Origin of the sequence: Actinotalea lenta (assembly GCF_030586465.1) — a bacterium.
GTDB classification, from domain to species: domain Bacteria; phylum Actinomycetota; class Actinomycetes; order Actinomycetales; family Cellulomonadaceae; genus Actinotalea; species Actinotalea lenta.
The window spans coordinates 18751-40317 of the sequence record NZ_JAUQYP010000001.1; the positions used below are offsets into that span (position 1 = coordinate 18751).

The following is a 21567-nucleotide window of genomic DNA, read 5'->3' on the forward strand; positions in this document are numbered from 1 at the left end:
ACGGACGGGTCCGCTCACCCGGCGCGGTCGTAGCTGTCGACGATCGCGACATCGAGCGCGAACTCGACGGGCGCGGCGCCGAACAGCAGCCGCCCCGCCTCCCCCGCGGCCTCCTGCACCGCCTGGGCGACCCGGTCGGCGCCGTCGGCCGGCGTGTGCACCATCACCTCGTCGTGCAGGAAGAACACCAGGTGCGGATGCCCCGGCAGGTCGCGCAGGCGCCGGCGCAGCGCGGCCAGCCAGCACAGCGCCCACTCGGCGGCGGTCCCCTGGACGACGAAGTTGCGCGTGAAGCGGCCCCAGTCGCGGGCGAGCCGTCGCGCCTCGGTGACGTCGCGGGCGTCGGCACCCTCCCCCGCGGCGGCCTCGCGTGCCGCCCACCACGAGGGCCCGGGCCTGGGCGACGAGCGTCCGAGCCACGTGCTGACCACCTCACCGCGCTCACCGGCGCGGGCGGCAGCCTCGACCAACCCGATCGCCCGTGGGTACGTCGCGGTGAGCCGAGGCATCAGGGCGGCGGAGACCCCCGTGGTTGCGCCGTAGATCGCGCCGAGCATGCCGTACTTGGCCTCGGTGCGGCTGGCGACCGCGCCGGCGTCGGCGAGCGCTTGGTAGAGGTCGGCGCCCCGAGCCGCGTCGGCCATCGCACCGTCCGCCGACATCGCCGCGAGCACCCGGGGCTCGAGCTGGGCGGCGTCGGCGACCACCAGGGTCCAGCCCGGGTCGGCCCGCACCGCCGAGCGGAGCTGGGCCGGCAGCTGCAGGGCCCCACCCCCCGAGGTGGCCCAGCGTCCGGTCACCACCCCGCCCACGACGTAGTCGGGGCGGAACCGTCCGGCGTGCACCCAGGTGTCCAGCCACGCCCAGCCGTTCGCGCTGAGCAGCCGGGCCAGCCGCTTGTACTCGAGCAGCGGGGCCACGACGGGGTGGTGCTGGGCGGCGATCTCGTGCTTGCGCGTGCTGGCGACGTCGAGGCCGGCGCGGCGCAGCGCGTGCAGGAGATCCTGCTGGGAGTCCGGGTTGAGGCCCGGGGCGTCCAGGCTCCGGCGGATCCGGGCGGCGAGCTCCTCGAGCCGCGCCGGTCGCGCGCCCGGGGCGGGGCGCGGGCCGAGCAGCTCGCGCAGGACGCGATCGTGCTCGGCGGCGTCCCACGGCATGCCGTCGTGCGCCATCTCCGCGGCGATCAGCGCGCCCGTCGACTCGGCGGCGAGCAGCAGCTGCAGCCGGCCCGGCTGCGGGGCGCCGGCCACGGCGTCGAGCTGCGCCGCGAGTTCAGCCACGGGGTCGAGGGGGTCGCGTTCCGCGCCGCGCGTCGCCCGGCCGCCGACAAGGGCCTGCTGTTCCGGGGCCGGATCGGCGGCGTCGAGCGCGTCGAACAGGGTGGCCTGGACCTCGTCCGCGGCCACCGGCTCCGGCATGTGCCGCGCGTCCCACGGGCCCGCCGGCGCGGTCGCGAGGGCGGACTGCGCGCACGCCGCGGAGGTGCGCACGATCGCGTGGCACAGCCGCAGGTCGTGGCAGCGGTCCAGCCGTACCCCTGCCGCCAGCAGTGGCGGGTAGCGCAGGGCCACGTCGTCGAGCACCCAGCGCGGGCGGTCGACCTCGCGCGCGGCGATCGCGCGCGCCAGCTCGCCCGGACCGACGGGCACGGACGCCGTCGGCCCATGGCTCAGGTCGGGGACCTCGCCGCGGGCCGGGCCGGGAGCCAGCTCGTGCAGGACCGCTCCCCCGTCAGGGCGATGCTCGACCACGATCCAGCGCACGCGCCAGTCTCCCAGCCCGGGCCGACACGACCCGCCGACGGCTACCGGGGGACGCCTCCGCGGTCCCCGCCTGGCTCCGCCCGCTGGCTGTCCTCGTGCACCGCGAGGAAGACGGACCACGGCGTGCCGTCGGGGTCCGGCGGCCGGTCGGCGTACTCCTGGAACACCGCGTGCAGGCGCGTGAGCAGCTCGTCCCGAGCCTGCGGGCTGAGTCGGAGCCCGAGCCGGGTGGTCGAGACCGTCTGCGGGTCGGCCTCCGCGAGCTCGGCGAGGAACGTCTCGACCAGCAGCCGGCTGCCGCCGTCCGGAAGGGGCGTGCGCCACGACTTCTTGGTGGCCAGGTAGGGCACCTCACGCGCGCCGCGCGCACCGGTGCGCTCGGGCTGGGCGGCGAGGAACCCCCGGTCGGCCAGCCGCCGCACGTGGTGGTACACGGTCGCGGGGTCCTTGCCGAGCCGCGCGGCGACCTGCTTGTTGGTCAGCGGCTCGTCCAGGCACAGCCGCAGGATGCGCAGCCGCAGCACGCTGTTGAGCACGCGGCCGTCGGCCTCGGCCTCCGCCTCACGCCGTTCCCGGTCCATGCCGCCATGCTAAGTGATTGACACTTCCCAATCACTCGCCCACACTGACCGGGTGAGCGCAGAGCAGCCCGAGGTCGCAGCACCGGTCCCGCTGCCCGCACCGCCGGGGCGCTCCCTGGTCCACCACGCCGACTTCCGGCGCCTGTGGCTCGGCGACGGGCTCGGCCAGCTCGGCGCCCAGCTCGGGAACCTGGCCATCCCGGTGTTCGCGGTCGCCACGCTGGACGCCACCGCATGGCAGATGGGCGCGTTGACGGCGGCGGAGAGCGCGGCGTTCCTGGCCATCGGCCTGCCGGCCGGCGCGTGGGTGGACCGGATGCGCAAGCGCAGCACGCTGATCTCGGCGGATCTGGTGCGGGCCGCGGTCCTGGCGGTCGTGGTGGTGGTCGCGCTCACCGGGCACGCGTCGATGCCAGTGCTGTACGCCGCCGCGCTCGCGATGAGCGCGGCGACGGTGTTCTTCGACGTGGCCTACCAGAGCTACCTGCCGGGGCTGGTGGGGCCCACGCACCTGGTGCAGGGGAACTCACTGCTGCAGGCCACGCAGTCGGTCGCGCAGATCGCCGGGCCCGCACTCGGCGGGCTGCTGCTGCGCGTGCTGAGCGCGCCGATGCTCCTGGTGGGCACCGTGGTGACGTACCTCTCGTCGGCAGCCTCGGTGTCCCGCATCCGGATGGTCGAGCAGCTCCCGGACCCGAGCTCGCGCCGGCCCCTGCGCCACGAGATCGCCGAGGGACTCACGTTCGTCCTGCGCCACCCGCTGCTGCGCCGTGTGGTGGCGTGCACCGGGATCTCCAACCTGTCCAGCTCCATCGCCGGCGCGCTGCTGGTGCTCTACGTGCTGCGCGAGCTGGGGCTGACCGAGGCTCAGCTGGGCGTGGTGCTCAGCGCCTCGGCGGCCGGCGGCCTGCTGGGGGCGGTGGCGTCGAGCCGACTGGCCCGGTGGTTCGGCGAGGGGCGTGTCATCCCGCTCGCCGCCCTCATGACCCCCGTCGCCTGGGCTCTGGTCCCGCTCGCCGACCCGCTGGCGCGCACCGGCGTGCCGGCTCTCGGGGTCCTCGCGGCGGGCGGTGTGGCCTTCTACGCCTTCGTCGTGGTCTACAACGTCGCGCAGGTGAGCTTCCGGCAGCGCGTCTGCCCGCCGGCGCTGCTGGGCCGGATGAACGCCTCGGTGCGGTTCCTCGTCTGGGGCCCGATGCCGATCGGCGGGCTGCTCGGCGGCGTGCTCGGCGAGCACCTCGGCGTCGTCCCGACGCTGTGGGTCGCGGTGGCCGGCCTGGCACTGGCCGCGGTGCCGGTGGTGGCCTCACCCCTGTGGCGGATGCGCACGCTGCCCGGACCGGGCGAGACGACTCCGGCTCAGACGGTGTAGTCGACCCACGGCGTGTGCCACGGACCGCCGAGCCACGTGGCGGGTCCCCATCGGTGCTGACACGCTCGGCCGATGGGAACCACGGTGCTGGTCGTCCTCGTCGTGTCCGGGGCGCTGCTGCTCGGCGCCGCCTGGGGGCTGTTCTGGCCGCTGCCGCGGGTGGTCGAGGGCCTCCTGGTCGCGATGGCCGGCGGTGCGCTCATCGTCTCGGTCACCGTCGAGCTGGTCGAGCCCGCGCGCCTGCGCTCGGGCCTGCTCGTCGCGGTGGTGGGCGTCCTGGCCGGCGCACTGGCGTTCGTGCTCCTGGACCGCCTCGTCAAGCGACGCTGGGGCACGGACTCCGGCGGTGGTCTCCTGGCCGCCATCACGCTCGACGGCGTGCCCGAGAACCTGGCCCTGGGCGTCGCCCTCATCGCCGCCGGCCCCGCGGAGGTCGCAGCCCTGGCAGGGTCCATCTTCCTGTCCAACCTCCCGGAGGCGGCCGGCGGCGCCCGGGACATGCGGAGCTCGGGGCGGGGCCGGCGCCAGGCGTTCGGGCTGTGGGCAGCCACCGCCGGGCTGCTCTCGGCCGCGGCGTTGGCCGGCAGGATCGGGCTCGAGGACGTCGGGAGCACGCCGCTGAGCGCCATCCGGTGCTTCGCCGCCGGCGCCGTCGTCGCCAGCCTGGCCACCGAGGTGTTCCCCAAGGCCTACCGCGAGGACGCCACCTGGGCGGGAGCCGCCACCGCAGCGGGCCTTGTCCTCGCGGTCGCGCTCAGCGCCATCGGGTGACCCGCGGCGCGCCGGTCACTCGTAGTCCACGACGAGCGGGGCGTGGTCGCTGAACCGCGTGTCGTACGCCGGGGCGCGCTCCACCCTGACGTCCCGGACGGTGGCGGCGACGTCGGCGGTCGCCACCTGGTAGTCGATCCGCCAGCCGGCGTCGTTGTCGAACGCCTTGCCGCGCCAGGACCACCACGTGTAGGGGCCGGAGACGTCCCCCACGTGCCGCCGCGTGACGTCCACCCAGCCCGCGTCGAACCAGCGGGTGAGCCACGCGCGCTCGTCCGGCAGGCAGCCCGCCTTGCCGACGTTGCCCTTCCAGTTCTTCAGGTCCGCGTCGGTGTGGGTGATGTTCAGGTCGCCCCCGACGACAGCCGGGCCGGCCGCCTGCAGCTCGGCCATCCTGCGCGTGGCGTGACCGAGGAACTCGTGCTTGTCGTCCATCGACGGATGACCGACGGTCCCGGAGTGCACATAGACGGACACGACCGTCAGGGGTGCGGCGTCCGACCGCTCGAGGTCCGCCTCGAGCCACCGGCCGGTGTGGGTGGCCCGCTCCACCGCGAGGCCCACGCGGACCGCCGAGATCGGCAGCCGGCTGGCCACCGCGACCCCGGCGCGGCCCTTGGCCGCCGCCTCGGCGTGCACCACGTGCCACCCGGGAAGGTGCTCGGAGACCACCTCGGCCGGGGCGCGGACCTCCTGGAGCAGGAGCACGTCCGGCGCGCAGGACTCCAGCCACTGCGCCATGCCCCGGCGAAAGGCCGCTCGTACCCCGTTGACGTTCACGCTCGCGATCCGCACCCGGACATCCAACCCCACGCGCCCGACAGGTCGCGGGCCCCGTCCCGGAGCACGGACCGACAGAACCCGGGGCCGGTGGGGCCCCGGGTCCGCTCGGGGGCAGGTCAGCCGAGGAGGACGCGCTGGTCCGGCACGGCGTTGAGCAGGCTGCGCACCTCGCGCTCGGAGAAGCGACGGTGGCCGCCCAGCGTCCGCACCGTGGAGATCTTGCCGGCGTTCGCCCAGCGGGTGACCGTCTTCGGGTCCACGCGGAACAGGCTGGCGACCTCGGCGGGGGTCAGGAGGGAGTCGACGCCCATGGTGGCGGCGGTGCGGTGGCTCGCGTTGTGCTGCATGACAGTCCCATCGTCGTTCGGCGGCTGGGCGACCCTGGCGGGCCCCTGGCTTTGCGTCCCCGCTTCACAGCGGGTTTGCCCTTGTCGTGACGAGGAGCTCACCGGGGTGAACCCTCACACCAGACATCGGGACCAAAACGGACATCCTTGAGCCCTCTGTGGTGTGATGCCCGTCACACAAACCGCCCAAACCCGGACATCAGCAGACACCACGCCGGGCCCCGACCCGGACGCCTCCGGACGAAGGTCGCCAACCCGGGCACCGCACCTCAGTCCGGACACCGAGGAGGGCGCCCGTCACGCCTCCCCGCCCGCCGGCCGACCGCGCCCGGACGAGCAGAAGGCCCCCGCCCGTCGATCCGGGGGAGGCCTCTGCCACAGACATCGGCGCGGCGGGCGCCGAACTTGAGGTGAAGAACTGTGCTCTGCGTCACACCTGCGAACGGGCTCGCTCGGCCATGTCGACCACGTTGGCGAGCAGCATGGCCCGCGTCATCGGCCCCACCCCACCGGGGTTGGGCGACAGCCACGAGGCCACCTGCGCGACCCCGGGGGCCACGTCCCCGACCAGCCGCGCCTTGCCCGTGCCCGGGTCCGCCACGCGGGACACGCCGACGTCCAGCACGACCACTCCCGGCTTCAGGTCCTCGGCCCGCACCAGCCCGGGGACCCCCGCCGCCGCGACCACCACGTCGGCGGTGCGCAGGTGGGAGGCCAGGTCACGCGTTCCCGTGTGCGTGAGGGTCACCGTCGCGTTGTGCTCGCGCCGGGTGAGCAGCAGGCCGATCGAACGACCGACCGTGGTGCCCCGGCCCAGGACGACGACGTGCTTACCCGCGACCGACAGGCCGTGCCGGGCGAGCAGCTCGAGGATCCCGCGCGGCGTGCACGGCAGCGGAGACGTCACCGGTTCGCTCACCCGGAGCACGAGGCGGCCCAGGTTGGTCGGGTGCAGCCCGTCGGCGTCCTTGTCCGGGTCCACCCGCTCCAGGATCGCGTTGGTGTCCATCCCGGCCGGCAGCGGCAGCTGGACGATGTAGCCGGTGCACGCCCCGTCCGCGTTCAGCCGGTCCACGGCCGCCTCGACGTCCGCCTGGGACGCCGTGGCCGGCAGGTCCTCGCGGATCGACGCGATACCCACCTCCGCGCAGTCCCGGTGCTTGCCGGCGACGTACGCGTGCGAGCCCGGGTCGTCACCCACCAGGACCGTGCCCAGCCCCGGTACGACGCCGTCGGCCCGCAGCGCTGCGACGCGCTGCGCCAGCTCGGCCTTGATCGCCGCCGCGGTCGCCTTGCCGTCCAGGACCTGCGCGGTCTCGCCGGCCGCCGTCACTGCTGCAGGCCGGGGTAGAGCGGGAAGGCGTCCGCCAGGGCGGCGGTGCGCGCCTGGAGGGCGGACACGTCGGCGTCCGGGCCGGCGATGAGCGCCCGCGCGATCACGTCGGCGACCTCGGCGAACTGCTCGTCCCCGAAGCCCCGGGTGGCCAGCGCCGGAGTCCCGATCCGCAGCCCGGAGGTGACCATGGGCGGTCGCGGGTCATCGGGCACCGCGTTGCGGTTCACGGTGATGCCCGCCTTGTGCAGCAGGTCTTCGGCCTGACGACCGTCGATCGCGGCCTCACGCAGATCGACGAGGACCAGGTGCACGTCGGTACCGCCCGAGCGGACGCCGATGCCTGCGGCCCTGACGTCCTCCGCCAGCAACCGCTCGGCCAGGATCTTCGCCCCGCGCAGCGTGCGCTCCTGGCGGTCCCGGAACTCCTCGCCCATCGCGATCTTGAACGCCACCGCCTTGGCCGCGACGATGTGCATGAGCGGGCCGCCCTGCTGGCCCGGGAAGACCGCGGAGTTGATCTTCTTGGCGAGGTCCGCGTCGTTGGTCAGGATGAAGCCGGACCGCGGGCCGCCGATCGTCTTGTGCACCGTGGAGGACACCACGTGCGCATGCGGCACGGGCGAGGGGTGCACCCCGGCGGCCACCAGGCCGGCGAAGTGCGCCATGTCCACCCACAGGTACGCGCCGACCTCGTCGGCGATCTCCCGGAAGGCAGCGAAGTCCAGCTGGCGCGGGTAGGCGGACCAGCCCGCGATGATCACCTTCGGCCGGTGCTCCACCGCGAGCCGGCGGACCTCGGCCATGTCGACCTGCGAGGTCTGCGGATCCACGCCGTAGGCGACGACGTCGTACAGCCGACCCGAGAAGTTGATCTTCATACCGTGGGTCAGGTGGCCGCCCTGGTCCAGGGCGAGGCCGAGGATCGTGTCGCCGGGCCGGGCCAGCGCGTGCAGCACCGCAGCATTGGCGGTCGCGCCCGAGTGCGGCTGGACGTTCGCGAACTCGGCGCCGAACAGCGCCTTGGCGCGCTCGATCGCGATGTTCTCCGCGACGTCGACGACCTCGCAGCCGCCGTAGTACCGGCGGCCGGGGTAGCCCTCCGCGTACTTGTTCGTCAGGACGGACCCGGCAGCCTGGAGCACGGCGCGCGGGACGAAGTTCTCGCTCGCGATCATCTCCAGGGTCCCGCGCTGGCGCGCGAGCTCGTCGTCCAGGACGGCGGCGATCTCCGGGTCCAGCTGGGCAAGGGACTGGTTCATGACGTCGCTCGTGGCGCTCATGGCGGCTCCTCGGCTCGGCGTGCTGCGCGGAGATCCCGGTCCGGCCCGGGCGCGCACCACCGGTGGCTGACCCAGGGCCCAGGCGTTCGACCCACGATCCTGCTCGGCGCGAGACGCCCCGATGTGCCGCTCCCTGGTGGTTGGCCCACCTACGCCAGTCGCGGCGGGGTCAGCCTAGCAACGGGCGGCCCGGCGGGCACTGCTCAGCCCTCGGGGTCGGCCCCTGCATCCGTCAACGCGGACGGGTCCGCACCCTCCCCCAGGATCTTGCGCAGGTAGGCGTACGTGAGATCCCCGGTGGTCTGGTCGAACTCGTGCTCGAAGCCGTGCTTGCCGTACATCGCGAGGTTCGCCACCGAGTCCTTGCCGGTGAACACCCAGACCTCGCTGATGCCCGGGGGCAGGTACCCGGGCACGGCCAGGAGCATCTGCGTGCCGATCCCCTGCTGCTGGAGGTCGGGAGCCACCGCGAGACGGCCCAAGGTCGCCTTGGAACCCTCGACCGCGACCCGGATCGAACCGACCAGGCGCGGTCCGATCCACGCGCCGACCGTCACCACGGACGGGTCGGCGAGGTCCGCGCGCAGCTCGTCGAGCGTCTGGGTCAACGGGGGGATGTGCGGGTCGTCGTAGAGCTGGGCTTCGCTGACGAACGCGGCGCGGCGCACCGTCAGCAGCTCGCCCGCGGCGTCGTCGCCGACCAGGTCGATGCGGAGCTCGGGGGCTGTCATGCCGCCCATCGTCGCATCCACGCCACCGCCCGGGCGAGCGCCACCCCGCAGGTGGGACGGCCCCACCAGGGACGGCCGGTCCGGGTAGCCTCGGCGGACGTGACCAGCACCGAACCCGGCACGCCGGAGGACCTCACCCACTGGGTGCTCACCCTGTCCTGCCCCGACCGCCCCGGGATCGTGCGCGCCGTCGCCGGCCTGCTCGCCGACCACGGCGGGAACATCACGGAGTCCCAGCAGTTCGGGGACCCGCTGTCCGGGCTGTTCTTCATGCGCGTCCAGGTCGAGGCGCCGGCCCGCCGGGAGGCGCTCGCCGGCGCGCTCGAGCAGCTCGCTGACGAGTTCCACATGACCTGGTCGCTGGACGTCGTCGGGCGACGGATGCGGACCCTCGTGATGGTGTCCACGGCCGCGCACTGCCTGCACGACCTGCTCTTCCGGCGCGAGTCCGAGGGCCTGCCCGTGGACATCGTCGCGGTGGTCTCCAACCACACCGACCTGCGCGGTGTCGCGGAGTTCTACGGCATCCCCTTCCACCATGTCCCCGTCACCCGGGAGTCCAAGCCCGCCGCCGAGGCGCGCCTGCTCGAGCTCGTCGCGGACCTCGACGTGGAGCTCGTGGTGCTCGCGCGGTACATGCAGATCCTGTCCGACGACCTGTGCACCCGGCTGGCCGGGCGGGCGATCAACATCCACCACTCGTTCCTGCCGTCCTTCAAGGGCGCCCGTCCCTACGCCCAGGCGCACGACCGCGGCGTCAAGCTGATCGGTGCGACCGCGCACTACGTGACGGCGGACCTGGACGAGGGGCCGATCATCGAGCAGGACGTCGAGCGCGTCGACCACAGCCGCACCGTGGCCGACCTGGTCGCGCTCGGCCAGGACGTCGAGCGCCGCGCCCTCGCGCGGGCCGTGCGCTGGCACGCCGAGCACCGTGTGCTGCTCGACGGTCACCGCACCATCGTCTTCCGCTGAGACCCGCCGTCGAGCGGCGCACTCCCGGGCGAGCGGCGCACCTGGGGGCGCACCCCTCGCCTGGACGTGCGCCCGTCGAGATCGCGGCGGGTGCGTCAGCGGCCCGTCGCAGGGGCGCGGCGCCGACCCAGTGCGTCGAGGGTGACGGCGAGCGCCAGGACGAGGCCTGTCACGATGTAGCGCGGTGCGCTGTCGAGGTTCAGCAGGGTCAGGCCGGAGGAGATCGTGCCGACCACGAGCATCCCCAGGGGCGCCGACCAGGCCGAGCCGCGGCCCCCGAAAAGGCTCGTCCCGCCGATCACCGCCGCAGCGATCACCGTCAGGTTGGTGTCCGACCCGCCGCTGCCCTGGTTCGCCGCCGCGAGCCGGCCCGCCTGCATGACCCCGCCCAGCGCCGCCAGCGACGAGCACGCCACGAAGGCCGACACGTACACGTGCCGCACCGCGAACCCCGCGCGGTGGGCCGACCCCACGTTGGACCCCACCGCCCGCACCGAACGACCCCATCTGGTCCGGCGCAGCAGCAGGTCCACCACGAGCACCAGGAGGAGGAACAGCGCCACCGACGCACCGATGCCGCGGTTGGTCTGCAGGTACCAGGTGGGCAGCAGCGTCGCGACCGCCAGGAGCGCGGTGCGGACCGCCAGGTCTCGACCCGGCTCGAGCGGGAGCTCCGCGGCCGCCCGGCGGCGGCGCTCGACGAGCCGGATCGCGGGGTAGGTCAGGGTCAGTGCCGCCGCGAGCAGGTACCCCAGCCAGTCCGGCAGGAACGCCTGCTGGGAGAACCTCACCAGCCAGGACTCGAACGGCAGGTTGAGCGACCCGGTGGTGCCGAGCACCCGCATCTGCACCCCCAGCGTGACGAGCAGACCGGCCAGGGTGAGCACGAACGACGGCAGGCCCAGCCGGGTGAACGCCCAGCCGTACACCGCGCCGACCACCGCACCCACGGCGATCGCCACGAGCACCGCGAGCCAGCCAGGCCAGCGCTGCTGGCTGAGTCCCACCGCGACCACGGCGGCGGCCAGGCCGCTCACGGCCCCGGTGGACAGGTCGATCTGCCCTACCAGGAGCACCAGCACCACGCCCAGGGTCAGGACGCCGAGCGGGGCGACCTGCAGCGCGAGGTTCACCAGGTTGTCCGCGGACAGGAAGTTCGGGTTGGCGGCCTGGAACACCAGCCAGAGCATCGCCAACGCCACCAGCACCGGCCACGAGCCCAGGTCGCGACCCGCCCAGCGCACCGTGCCCGCCGGCGTGCGCAGCACGCTCATCTCGCAGCCTCCCCCGGCGGGGCGACCCCGGTGATCGCCGCGACGATCTGCTCGTAGCTGGCGACGTCGGCGTCGAACTCGCCGTTCAGCCGGCCGCGGCGCAGCACCACCACGCGGTCGGCGACCGCCTGCACGTCCGCGAGGTTGTGGCTGACCAGCACCACCCCGAACCCCGAGTCCCGCACGCGCTCGACGAGGGTGAGCACCTCCGCGGTCTGCGTGACGCCGAGCGAGGCCGTCGGCTCGTCGAGCACCAGCACCCGCGGCTCGCCCAGCAGCGCACGCGCGATCGCGACGGCCTGGCGCTGCCCTCCGGACAGCTCCGCGACGGGGGCCCGCAGCGACGGGACCCGCACCGCGAGCTGGGCGAGCAGCCGCTGCGCCTCGCGTTCCATCGCGACCTCGTCGAGCATCGGCCCGCGGCGGATCTCCTGCCCCAGGAACAGGTTCTCCACCACGTCGAGGTCCTCGCACAGCGCGAGGTCCTGGAACACCGTGGCGATGCCCAGACCACGGGCCAGCCCCGGCGAGGTGAGCTGGGTCTCGCGGCCGTCGACCACCACCTCGCCCGCGTCCGGCACGAGGACGCCGGACAGCACCCCGACCAGGGTGGACTTCCCGGCACCGTTGTCCCCGACCACGGCGACGACCTCGTGGCCACGTACGTCGAGGTCAACGTCGACCAGGGCCCGCACCGCACCGTAGGAGTGGCTCACCCCGCGCAGGGAGATCGCGGCGGGCTCGGCCAGGATGGCCTCGTCGCTCATCCGTTGCCTCCCAGCAGCCCCAGGTCCCGGCACGCCGCCCGGTAGGCCGGGGTACAGATCTGCGCGACGGTGTACACCCCTCCGGCGACGATCACCTCCGCGACATCCTTGCGGGTCACCGCCACTGGGGCCAGGAGCACCGCCGGGACCCCGCCGACCCGCACCGCGGCCGCCGGGTGCTCACCGTGGGCGATGCGCACCGCGAGCTCGGCGGCCGTCCGGGCCTGCTGGCTGATCGCCTTGTAGACGGTCATGTACTGGTCCCCGGCGACGATCCGCTGGACCGCGGCGAGCTCTGCGTCCTGGCCGGTGACCGGCGGGACGGGGTCCAGCCCCGCGGCCCGCAGGGCGGAGATGGCGCCGGCCGCGGTGCCGTCGTTGGCGGCGAGCACACCCACCACCCGCCCGGAGTACTCGGTGAGCTGGCCCTGCACCCACTCCTGGGCCTTGTCCGGACTCCAGTCGGGGGTGTCGTAGCTGGCCAGCACGGGCAGGGCGGCGCCGTCCAGCACCTGGGCCACCCCGGTGCGCTGCGCCACCGCGTTCGGGTCGGTCGCGGCGCCGTTGACCTGCAGGATGCCGTCGCCGGGCCGCACCGGCCCCACCGCGTCGAGCATCGCCTGCGCCTGCAGCCGGCCGACCAGCGTCGCGTCGTACGCGACGAGGTAGTCCACGGGGGCGTCGGCGATCGGCCGGTCGTAGGCGATCACCCGCACCCCGCGCGCCTCGGCCTGGTCCACGACGCTGCGTGCCGCGGCGGCGTCCACCGCGTCGAGCACCAGCACGGACGCGCCCTCGGTGAGCGCCGACTCGGCCTGGGCCTGCTGGCGTGCCGCGTCCTGCCCGGCGTTCGCGTAGACCACGCGACAGCTCGGGCACCGCTCGGCCACGACCCGCTCGAACACGGGCCGGTCCACGCTCTCGTAGCGGGACGTCTTGGACTCCGGGAGCAGCAGCGCGATGACCGTCCGGTGCGGGCCGGCAGCCGGGGCACAGCCCGCGAGCACGAGCAGCGCGACGAGGGCCGGCCAGGCCCACCGCCTCACGTCAGGGCACCGATCGGGATCCCTACCTGGTGCTCGTCGAGCGCGACCACCAGCGCCCCGCGCACCCTCGCCTGGCCGGCCAGCGCCGACACCTCGACCGGCACCGGACCGGGGTCGATGGGGACGGTCCTGGCGTTGAGCTCCTCGCGCAGCGGCGTGAGCATCACCTCGCCCGCCCCGGCGAGGTCGCCGTCCACCACCACGACGTCCGGGTCCAGCACCGTGAGCACCGGGGCCAGCGAGCGGCCCAGCCGCCGGCCGGCGTCGCCGACCACCCGGGTGCAGGCCGCGTCCCCGGCCAGCGCGCGCCCCACGATGTCGCGCAGCGCCAGGTGCCCGTGCGTGGGCGCCAGTCGGGCGGCGAGCGCGGCCGAGCCGATCGAGCCCTCGAGGCACCCGTGCAGGCCGCACCGGCACTCCGGACCGTCCTCGACGTCGATCACGTGCCCGATCTCGCCGGCTGCACCGCGGCGCCCGTGCACCACACGACCCTCCACGACGAGGCCCATGCCGACGCCGTGCGCGAGCGTGACCCACGCGACGTTGGTCATCCCCCGCGCGGCCCCGAGCCGGGTCTCGGCGAGCGCACCGAGGTTGGCGCTGTTGTCCACCACGACGGGGACGTGGAGCCGGTCGCCCAGCACGGCCGCCACGTCGGCCCCCGCCCAGCCCGGGAGGATGTGCGGTGCGGTGACCACGCCGGTGCGGGGGTCCACGGGAGCCGGCAGCCCCACCCCCACGGCCAGGACCTCACCGATCGGAGCGCCCACGGACTCCACGAGCTCCTCGACGAGCAGGGCCGCGCGGTCCAGGCCCGAGTCGGCCCGGTGGCCGGGGGGCAGCGGCAGGCGCTGCTCGGCCACCACCTTGAGGGCGACGTCGGCGATCGCGACGCGCATCTCCCGCTCGCCGACGTCGACGCCGACGACGAGCCCGAGGTTGCGGGCCAGGCTGACCTCCTGGGCACGTCGCCCGGACCGCGACGTCGGGGAGGTCTGCAGCACGCCGGCCGCGACGAGCTCCTTGACGATGTTCGACACCGTCGCGGTGGACAGGCCGGTCACCCCGGCCAGCTCGATCTGGGTGATGGAGCCGCGGTGCTGCACCGCGCCGATGATCCGTGCGCGGTTGGCCTCACGCAGGGAGGTCTGCGACCCGCCTGATGCCCGCTCGCCCGCCACGGCACAGAGGATACCGTCGAGCCCGGTGCCGAGCGTGGGATGCTCAGGGTGATGAAGCGGCACAGACGCCAGGACCCGCCCGGCACCCTGCGGTGGCGCGCCAGGATCCGGCGCGCCGGCATGGGGCGCACCGCGTCCGCGCTGCTCGCCGTGGTGGCCACCGCGGCCGCCTGCAGCGCGCCCGCCCCCGCCACGACGACCGGTCGGCAGGTCGAGGTCTTCACCTGGTGGGCCAGCGGGGCGGAGAAGCTCGCGATGGACGTGCTCGTGCAGCGCTTCCGCGCGGAGCACCCGGACGTCGGCTACGTCGACGCGGCCGTGGCGGGGGGCGCCGGGACGGTCGCCAAGGGTGTGCTCGCGGCCCGATTCGCGGACGGCGACCCGCCGGACACCTTCCAGGTGCACGGCGGGGCCGAGCTGACCGCGCAGGTGTCCGCCGGTCACGTGCGCCCGCTCTCCTCGCTGTTCGACCAGGTCGGTCTCGAGGACGTGCTGCCGCCCGTGGTCCTGGACTCGGTGAGCGTGCACGGCGTCCCGTACGCGGTGCCGGTCGACGTGCACCGCACGAACCTGCTGTGGGCGAACACCGACGTCCTCGCGCAGGCGGGCCTCGACCCGACCGCGCGGTACGACTCGCTGGACTCCTGGATGGCGGCGCTCGACCAGGTCCGGGCCGCGGGGCTGACCCCCCTGGCGATCGGGTCGACGTGGACCCAGGTGCACCTGCTGGAGGTCGTGCTGCTGTCGCGCCTGGGGCCCACGACGTACGCCGGGCTGTGGGACGGCACGGCGGACGCCACGTCACCCGAGGTCAAGGCCGCGGTCGAGGACTTCGCCCGCATCATGCAGGACACCAACGCCGACCGGGACTCGCTGGACTGGCAGGACGCGACGGGCCGCGTGAACGAGGGACGCGCCGCCTTCGTCGTCATGGGCGACTGGGCCCAGGAGGTGTTCGACCCTCCGGTGGTGTGGGCACCGTTCCCGGGCACCGCCGACGTGGACGACATCACGGTGGACGCCTTCGCGGCCCCGGTGGGCGCCGTGCACCCCACGGGCGCGGACGCGTGGCTGTCCACCGTGGCCGGCCTGGACACCCAGGTCGCGTTCGCCAACGCGAAGGGGGCGATCCCCGCGCGCAACGACGCGCTGCAGACCTCCCTCGGTGACTACCCGCGCAGCGCGCTGCGCACCTTCCGCACCGCGACCGTGGTGCCCTCCCTGGCGCACGGCATGGCCGCCCCGCCGCAAGCCGTCGACGACATCACCCGGGCCGTGTCCAGCCTCGCGCGCGGCACCGCCTCGACGGCCCAGGTCGTGGCCGCGTTGGCCGGTGCCGCCTGGCGCTGACGCTCACCACACCCGGGGACCGTGCTGGTGCTCCTGCGGGTCGACCAGCACCGCGACGGTCCGCGCGGGGACCGCGGCGGTGCCGGTCGCCGCGTCCCAGGTGGTCTGCCGGACCACGTCGTCGCTGCCGTGCGCCTGCACCCGCGAGAGCTGCCACGAGGTGTGCGCGAGCCCGTCGACCCGCACCTGCACGGCGTCCGGTGAGGCGTTGAACACCGCGAGCACACCGTCCAGCCGCGGGTCCACGTCCGGTCCCACGGAGTCGTCGACCCGCATCACGATCACCCCAGGGATCGCGTCCGGCCCACCGTCCGGGAAGCTCACCTTGGTGTCGATGAGGTCCGCCGAGCCGAGCCGGAACAGGTCCGTGGAGAACCGCAGCCGGAGCAGGTCCTCGGCGGCCGCCGACGCGTCGGCGATGTCCGACGGTGCCGGCTTGAGCGACGCGTCCGCGAGCAGCGGCCGGTCGTAGGGCCAGCGCGCCTGGTTGTCCGCAGCCTGCGGCAGGCCGCGCCCGAAGCCGTTGTCCTGGCCGGTGAAGTCGAGCACGTTGAACCAGTCGCCGGAGTTGTAGGAGTTCTTGTCCAGCGACTTGCTGCGCAGCAGGTCGGCGCCCGCGTGCCAGAAGGACGGGGTCTGGGCCAGCGCCGTGGTGGACAGGGCCAGGGTGTTCATCCGGACCCGGTCCGCCATCGAGGTGTCCGTCGGGAGCTTGTACGTCAGCTCGTCGAAGATCGTCTCGTTGTCGTGCGCGTCGACGTAGGTGATGACCTCGTCCGGCTGGTCGGCGTAGCCCGCCGGCTGGCCGTTGTAGTCGATCTGCTCACCGGTCTTGACGCTGCCGTCGGAGGTCTCGAAGGCGAAGTCGCGCAGGTTGCCGGCCAGGCCGAGCTTGACCAGGTCCTCGTCGTGGGCGAGCGTCGCCGCCTGCTGGGCCTGGTCGCCGTTGACGGCCGCCCCGTTCGGGTCGGTGAAGGCCCCGGTGGCGTAGCCCTGGATCCGCGGGTCCTCGTCGAACGGGCCACCGCCGCGGACGGCGTCACGCAGCCGGTCGGAGAACGTGCCGATCCCCGTGCCGCCGAGCTGGCCCTGCGTGGCCTGGGTGAACAGCGCGTTGTTCGCGACCTCGCCGAAGTTCCAACCCTCGCCGTACAGGTAGACGTTCTTGCCGTTCACGCCGTCCTTGCGCACGGTCAGCGCGTCCAGGGCGCCACGCACGGCCTGCATGGTCGCCACCGAGTGGTGCCCCATGAGGTCGAAACGGAAGCCGTCGACCTTGTACTCCTTGGCCCACAGCACCACCGAGTCGACCATCATCTTCTGCGCCATCAGGTGCTCGGTCGCCACGTTCTGGCAGCACGTCGAGGTCTCGACCTGACCGATCGCGTTGAGCCGGTGGTAGTAGCCCGGCACGACCTTGTCCAGGACGCTCTTGTCGTCCTGCCCGCTGGCGGCGGTGTGGTTGAACACCTGGTCGGCGACCACCTGCAAGCCGATCGCGTGCAGCGAGCCGACCATCTGGCGGTACTCCACGACGCGCGAGGCGCCGTCAGGGTGCACCGCGTACGAGCCCTCCGGGGTCGACCAGTGGAACGGGTCGTAGCCCCAGTTGAACCCGTCGGTGTCGGCGACCTGCGCGATGCAGGCCTGCTGCTCGGGCGAGTCCGGCGGGTACGACGCGAGGTCGCACGGCGGGGTCTGCTGGGCGCTGCGGTCCTCCTCGATCGAGGCGATGTCGAAGGTCGGCAGCAGGTGCACCGTGGTCAGGCGCGCCCTGGCCAGCGAACGCAGGTGCTGCATGCCCGACCCGTTGACCGTGAACGCCCCGTAGGTGCCACGCAGTGCGGCGGGGACCGTCTGGTCGTTGATCGAGAAGTCGCGCACGTGCAGCTCGTAGATGGTCTGGTCCACCGGGGCCACGACGGGCTGACGGGCCGCCTTCCACACCGCCGGCTTCGTCGAGGCGTCGTCGAGGTCCACGAGCACCGAGTGCGTGGAGTTGGTGGTCAGCGCGACCGAGTACGGATCGGTCACGTCGTTGACCTCGACCGCGTCGGTGGTCGGGGCGTACACCGTGACCTCGAAGCGGTACGCGGCGTTCTTCCACGACCGCTCGCCCCGCACGGACCAGGTGCCGTCGTCCGCGCGCTGCATCGCCACGCGCTGCGGGTCGGCGGAGGTGTCGCCGCCCGGCCACAGCAGCAGTGCGACGTCCTGCGCGGTGGGTGCCCAGACCCGCACGGTCGGCACGTGACGGCTCCACGTCGCGCCGAGCGTCGCCTCGTTCGCGGCGCCGGCGTACAGGTCGTCGAGCACGCCAGGGATCTGCACCCCGGTCGCGGCGACCAGTGGTCCGCCGTCCTCGCCGCGGGAGACCAGCACCTTGCCCGTCAGCCACGCCTCGACGTCGGACTGCGGGGTCGCGCTCGGCAGGTGCAGCGCGAGATACCCGCTGAGCTGCGGGAACCGCGCGAGCTGAGCGTCCGTCAGGCCCGCCGGGTCGTAGGTCAGCGGCACGGACTCGCCGCCCACCACCTCGCCGTCGGACACCGACACACCGGCGTCCGGAGCGTGGTGCAGCGCGAAGACCTGCGACGCCGGGTCGCCGCCGCCGAGGTCGGCGGGCAGTGCGACGGTGCTCGCGTCGACCCACTGCGCCGCCCACTGACCCAGTCCGGCCAGCGGTGCGTCCGTGACCTCGATGCTCAGGACGTGCGTGGTGGTGTCGTAGCTGAACGTGATCGGCTTGCCGCCCGGCGAGCTGAACGGGATGTTCGCCCCGCCCGGCACGCCGCCGACGCCGTAGTTCACGTCCCACGACCGGCCGACGGCCACCTTGACCTGCCAGCTGCCGGCCGGGACGTCGCTCGTGAACGTGGCGGTGCCGTCACCGTCGGCGTCCAGCAGGACCGTCCCCAGGCAGGACGGGTCCCAGTCACCGGCACAGCCGACCTCGGACTGGTAGTCCCCGGGCAGCGTGAGCAACGGACCCTGCGCGCTCGAGGTCATCTGGTGGGAGACCTCGTCGTAGACGAACGTCACGTCGGTGGTGCCGGTCAGCGAGAACGCGAGGTTCGGCCCGCCGGCCACCCCGCCCGCGCCGTAGTTCTCGTTCCAGGTTCCACCGATCGCGATCTTGTACTCCCAGTCGCCCGCGGGGACGGTGAAGGTGCCCGCGTACAGGCCGTTGCCCTGGTAGGCCAGCTGGGTCGCGGTGCAGGCCGGGTCCCAGTCCCCCGGGCAGCCCGACTCGGACTGGTAGGAGCCGGGCACGGTCACCTGGAGGTTGCCCAGGTCACCGCCGGATGGCGGGGAGGCGACCGCGCCGTCGACCGCGAAGCCGACCGAGCCGTAGGTCGACGCCGCGGCGTGCTGGCCGGCAGCGTCCGTGGTGACCGCGCGGTACTCGACCAAGGTGCCATCGGCCATGCCGCGCACGTCGGCGACGACACCGGGTGTGGTGTCCTCGGCGGTGCCCAGCGGCGTCCAGGCGCTGTCGCCCACGACGCGGTAGGCGAACGAGGTCTGCTGCCAGGCGTCGGGCACGTCGGCCTGCACGGCCGGCTGACCGGTCAGGGCCGCACCCGGGCTCGGCACCGAGACCGCGACGGTGTCGGTGGCCGGGATGGCCACGGTGGTGTCCGCGCCCAGGACCACGGCGCCGAGCGCAGGCACCGTCAGCGTGACCACGCCGTCGGCATCGGCCGTGACCGACGCGGCGGTCCCGTACTCGCCGGTGAACGTCGCGCCGGGCGTCAGCGTGGTGACGTGCACCGTCGCGTCGGCGACGCCGTTGTTGAGTGCGACCAGGTGCTCGACCTTCTCGGTCGGGTCGACCCGGGAGAACGCGTAGACGCTGTCGGCGTCGTCCGGCCGCTCGATCTGCGCCCCGGTGACCAGCGCGGGCGTCGAGGCCCGCAGCGCCGCGAGCTCTGCGATGTGCGCGTACAGCGGGGCGCTCGTGTCGTAGCGGTCGACCGACCCTGCGGTCTCACCGGTGAGCAGCTGCTGGTTGGCGTACTCGTCGACCTGGGTCGCGAACATGTCCTGCCGGGCGTCCTTGTCGGTGCCGCCGAGGCTGCCGTCGCCCTCGAAGCCCTGCTCGTCGCCGTAGTAGACCACCGGCTGCCCGCGGGACAGGAACATCAGCGAGTGCGCGAGCTCCGAGCGCGCCAGGCCGTCCGGGTCGTCCTTGACCAGGTACCCGAACCGGCCCATGTCGTGGTTGCCGAGGAAGGTCGGCAGCGCCGTCGCGCTCGAGTGCGGCGTGGTGTACCAGTCGTCCGAGGCGAACAGGCTCGACAGCGTGTCCGGGCTGAAGCCGCGCGCGAACGTCGAGGCGGCGGACTGGAACGCGAAGTCGAGCACCGAGCTCATGTCGGTGTCGCGCACGTACGGGGCGGTCTTGGTCGCGTCGGCGTCGTAGACCTCGCCGAACATGAAGAAGTCGTCCTTGCCGATCGCGTGGGCGTGCGCCTGCACGGCCGCGGTGAACTGCGTCCAGAACTCGGTGTTGACGTGCTTGACGGTGTCGATCCGGAAGCCGTCGACGCCCAGGTCCACCCACGCGTCGTAGACGTCGATGAAGCCTTGGACGACGGCCGGGTCCTCGGTCATGAGGTCGTCCAGGCCCGCGAAGTCGCCGTACGTCGAGGACTCGCCGGTGTAGGTCGAGTTCCCGCGGTTGTGGTACTTCGTCACGTCGTTGAGCCAGGCGGGGACCTTGACGTTCGCCTCGGCCGGGTCGACGACGGGCACGTACGGGAACGACGTGGCCGGGTCGAGCGTCGGGAACGTCGAGCCGCCGGCGTAGTCGGCCGGGTCGAACGCGGTGCCGCTGGCGTCGGTGTACGGACGCGTGGCCTTGTCGACGTAGTCGTGCCCGCCGCCCTGGTACGAGATCACGTCGGCGGTGTGGTTGGTGATGATGTCGAAGTAGACCTTGATGCCCCGGGCGTGCGCATCGGCGATGAGGGACTGGAGCTCGGCGTTGGTGCCCAGGTGCGGGTCGATCCGGGTGAAGTCGGTGATCCAGTACCCGTGGTAGCCGGCGGAGGCGTCCGCGCCGGTGCCCTGCACGGGCTTGTTGACGAACGACGGCGTGAGCCAGATCGCCGTCGTACCCAGGCCCTGGATGTAGTCCAGGTGGCTGCGCAGCCCGGCCAGGTCACCGCCGTGGTAGAAGCCCTTGTCGGTCGGGTCGAAGCCGCTGACCAGGCGGTCCGCAGCCAACCCCCCGGTGTCGTTGGAGGTGTCGCCGTTGGCGAACCGGTCCGTCATGACGAAGTAGAACTGCTGGCCGGCGCCGGTCTCGCGCACGGGTGCGGCGACCAGGGCGGCGTCGGCCGCCGTGTACCCGCCGGCGAGGTCCACGGGGGTGACCGCGATGAGGTGGGTCGCCTCGTCGAACGCGAACCGCAGACGGGTGTCGCCGGCGATCGTCAACGGCGCGTTGTCCCCGCCGCCCTCGCGGCCGTAGGACTCGTCCCACGCATCGTTGTAGGCGACCTTGTACTGCCACGTGCCGGCCGGGACGTCGAACTCGGCCGACCAGGTGCCGTCCCCGGCGGCGGTGAGCTCGGTGGCGGCGCAGTCCGGCTGCCAGTCGCCCGGACAGCCGAGCTCGGACTGGAGATCACCCACCAGCGCGATCGTCGTGCCGGCCGCGGCGGCGGGCACGAGCGGCACCACGGCGCCGGCGGCGGCGATCCCGAGCGCGGTGAGCAGGGCGAATGAACGGGCGGCGCGTGTCATGTGGACCCCTTCGTCCGGCGAGGCCCGGGTCCCCACCGGGCTGCTCGCGGCCCGATCCCCCAACCGGGCACCCGCGACCCTAGCCGCCTTCTTGCAGCGACTGCAAGACCTTGCAGCGGATCGTGCGCACCGCCCCTCTCCCCCCACCGAGCGGCGCACCCTCTCCCCCCACCGAGCGGCGCACCTGCAGGTGAGCGGTGTGCCTGGAGGCGCGCCACTCGCCTGCAGGTGCGCCGCTCACGGGTGAGGGTGCGCC

General features: G+C 73.7%; 16 protein-coding genes and 2 riboswitches. Of the genes, 4 read left to right on the forward strand and 12 right to left on the reverse strand.

Annotation, left to right across the window (positions count from 1 at the left end):
• Positions 1 to 14: 14 nt before the first annotated feature.
• A complete protein-coding gene (locus tag Q6348_RS00100) occupies positions 15 to 1763 on the reverse strand; it encodes a bifunctional 3'-5' exonuclease/DNA polymerase (RefSeq protein ID WP_304599308.1) in 1749 nt (582 codons plus the stop codon).
• Positions 1764 to 1804: 41 nt separating this feature from the next.
• A complete protein-coding gene (locus Q6348_RS00105; RefSeq protein WP_304599309.1) occupies positions 1805 to 2344 on the reverse strand; it encodes a helix-turn-helix domain-containing protein in 540 nt (179 codons plus the stop codon).
• Positions 2345 to 2396: 52 nt separating this feature from the next.
• Between Q6348_RS00105 and Q6348_RS00110 the strand changes: the two genes are divergently transcribed.
• Positions 2397 to 3716 carry an MFS transporter gene (locus Q6348_RS00110; protein WP_304599310.1) on the forward strand — a complete coding sequence of 440 codons (1320 nt, stop codon included), beginning with the start codon at positions 2397 to 2399 and terminating at the stop codon, positions 3714 to 3716.
• Positions 3717 to 3788: 72 nt separating this feature from the next.
• Positions 3789 to 4487, forward strand: coding sequence for a ZIP family metal transporter (locus Q6348_RS00115; RefSeq protein ID WP_304599311.1), 699 nt, complete (start codon positions 3789 to 3791; stop codon positions 4485 to 4487).
• 15 nt (positions 4488 to 4502) lie between these two features.
• Here the strand turns inward: Q6348_RS00115 and Q6348_RS00120 are convergent, their stop codons facing one another.
• From Q6348_RS00120 to Q6348_RS00140, 5 genes are all read right to left on the reverse strand, one after another.
• Positions 4503 to 5282 carry an exodeoxyribonuclease III gene (locus Q6348_RS00120; protein ID WP_304599312.1) on the reverse strand — a complete coding sequence of 260 codons (780 nt, stop codon included), beginning with the start codon at positions 5280 to 5282 and terminating at the stop codon, positions 4503 to 4505.
• Positions 5283 to 5386: 104 nt separating this feature from the next.
• Positions 5387 to 5617, reverse strand: a complete 231-nt coding sequence (locus tag Q6348_RS00125; RefSeq protein ID WP_434062037.1) for a BldC family transcriptional regulator — start codon at positions 5615 to 5617, stop codon at positions 5387 to 5389.
• A gap of 16 nt (positions 5618 to 5633) precedes the next feature.
• Positions 5634 to 5707: riboswitch (cyclic di-GMP riboswitch) on the reverse strand.
• A 340-nt stretch (positions 5708 to 6047) separates the two neighbouring features.
• Positions 6048 to 6950 carry a bifunctional methylenetetrahydrofolate dehydrogenase/methenyltetrahydrofolate cyclohydrolase gene (locus Q6348_RS00130; protein ID WP_304599313.1) on the reverse strand — a complete coding sequence of 301 codons (903 nt, stop codon included), beginning with the start codon at positions 6948 to 6950 and terminating at the stop codon, positions 6048 to 6050.
• The gene (gene glyA / locus Q6348_RS00135; RefSeq protein ID WP_304599314.1) at positions 6947 to 8233 is read right to left on the reverse strand and encodes a serine hydroxymethyltransferase; all 1287 of its coding nucleotides are present in this window, start codon (positions 8231 to 8233) and stop codon (positions 6947 to 6949) included. The genes Q6348_RS00130 and glyA overlap by 4 nt, the downstream gene beginning before the upstream one ends.
• Before the next feature lie 69 nt (positions 8234 to 8302).
• A riboswitch (ZMP/ZTP riboswitch) is annotated at positions 8303 to 8405 on the reverse strand.
• 31 nt (positions 8406 to 8436) lie between these two features.
• A complete protein-coding gene (locus tag Q6348_RS00140) occupies positions 8437 to 8964 on the reverse strand; it encodes a GNAT family N-acetyltransferase (protein WP_304599315.1) in 528 nt (175 codons plus the stop codon).
• Between the two features lie 99 nt (positions 8965 to 9063).
• On the opposite strand from Q6348_RS00140, the gene purU reads away from it, so the two are divergent.
• Positions 9064 to 9939, forward strand: coding sequence for a formyltetrahydrofolate deformylase (gene purU / locus Q6348_RS00145; protein ID WP_304599316.1), 876 nt, complete (start codon positions 9064 to 9066; stop codon positions 9937 to 9939).
• 95 nt (positions 9940 to 10034) lie between these two features.
• Here purU and Q6348_RS00150 read toward each other — a convergent pair whose 3' ends face one another.
• The 4 genes from Q6348_RS00150 to Q6348_RS00165 are packed head-to-tail and all read right to left on the reverse strand — an operon-like array spanning position 10035 to position 14207.
• Complete coding sequence (locus Q6348_RS00150) at positions 10035 to 11213, reverse strand: sugar ABC transporter permease (RefSeq protein ID WP_304599317.1); 1179 nt, start codon at positions 11211 to 11213, stop codon at positions 10035 to 10037.
• Positions 11210 to 11980 (reverse strand): ATP-binding cassette domain-containing protein, encoded by a 771-nt coding sequence (locus tag Q6348_RS00155; protein ID WP_304599318.1) that lies wholly within the window; start codon positions 11978 to 11980, stop codon positions 11210 to 11212. Before Q6348_RS00155 ends, Q6348_RS00150 begins: the two co-directional genes overlap by 4 nt.
• The gene (locus Q6348_RS00160; RefSeq protein WP_304599319.1) at positions 11977 to 13026 is read right to left on the reverse strand and encodes a substrate-binding domain-containing protein; all 1050 of its coding nucleotides are present in this window, start codon (positions 13024 to 13026) and stop codon (positions 11977 to 11979) included. Before Q6348_RS00160 ends, Q6348_RS00155 begins: the two co-directional genes overlap by 4 nt.
• Positions 13023 to 14207 carry an ROK family transcriptional regulator gene (locus tag Q6348_RS00165; protein ID WP_304599320.1) on the reverse strand — a complete coding sequence of 395 codons (1185 nt, stop codon included), beginning with the start codon at positions 14205 to 14207 and terminating at the stop codon, positions 13023 to 13025. Before Q6348_RS00165 ends, Q6348_RS00160 begins: the two co-directional genes overlap by 4 nt.
• A 51-nt stretch (positions 14208 to 14258) precedes the next feature.
• On the opposite strand from Q6348_RS00165, the gene Q6348_RS00170 reads away from it, so the two are divergent.
• Complete coding sequence (locus Q6348_RS00170; protein WP_304599321.1) at positions 14259 to 15557, forward strand: ABC transporter substrate-binding protein; 1299 nt, start codon at positions 14259 to 14261, stop codon at positions 15555 to 15557.
• A gap of 3 nt (positions 15558 to 15560) precedes the next feature.
• Here the strand turns inward: Q6348_RS00170 and pulA are convergent, their stop codons facing one another.
• Complete coding sequence (gene pulA, locus Q6348_RS00175; RefSeq protein ID WP_304599322.1) at positions 15561 to 21311, reverse strand: pullulanase-type alpha-1,6-glucosidase; 5751 nt, start codon at positions 21309 to 21311, stop codon at positions 15561 to 15563.
• Positions 21312 to 21567: the final 256 nt, after the last annotated feature.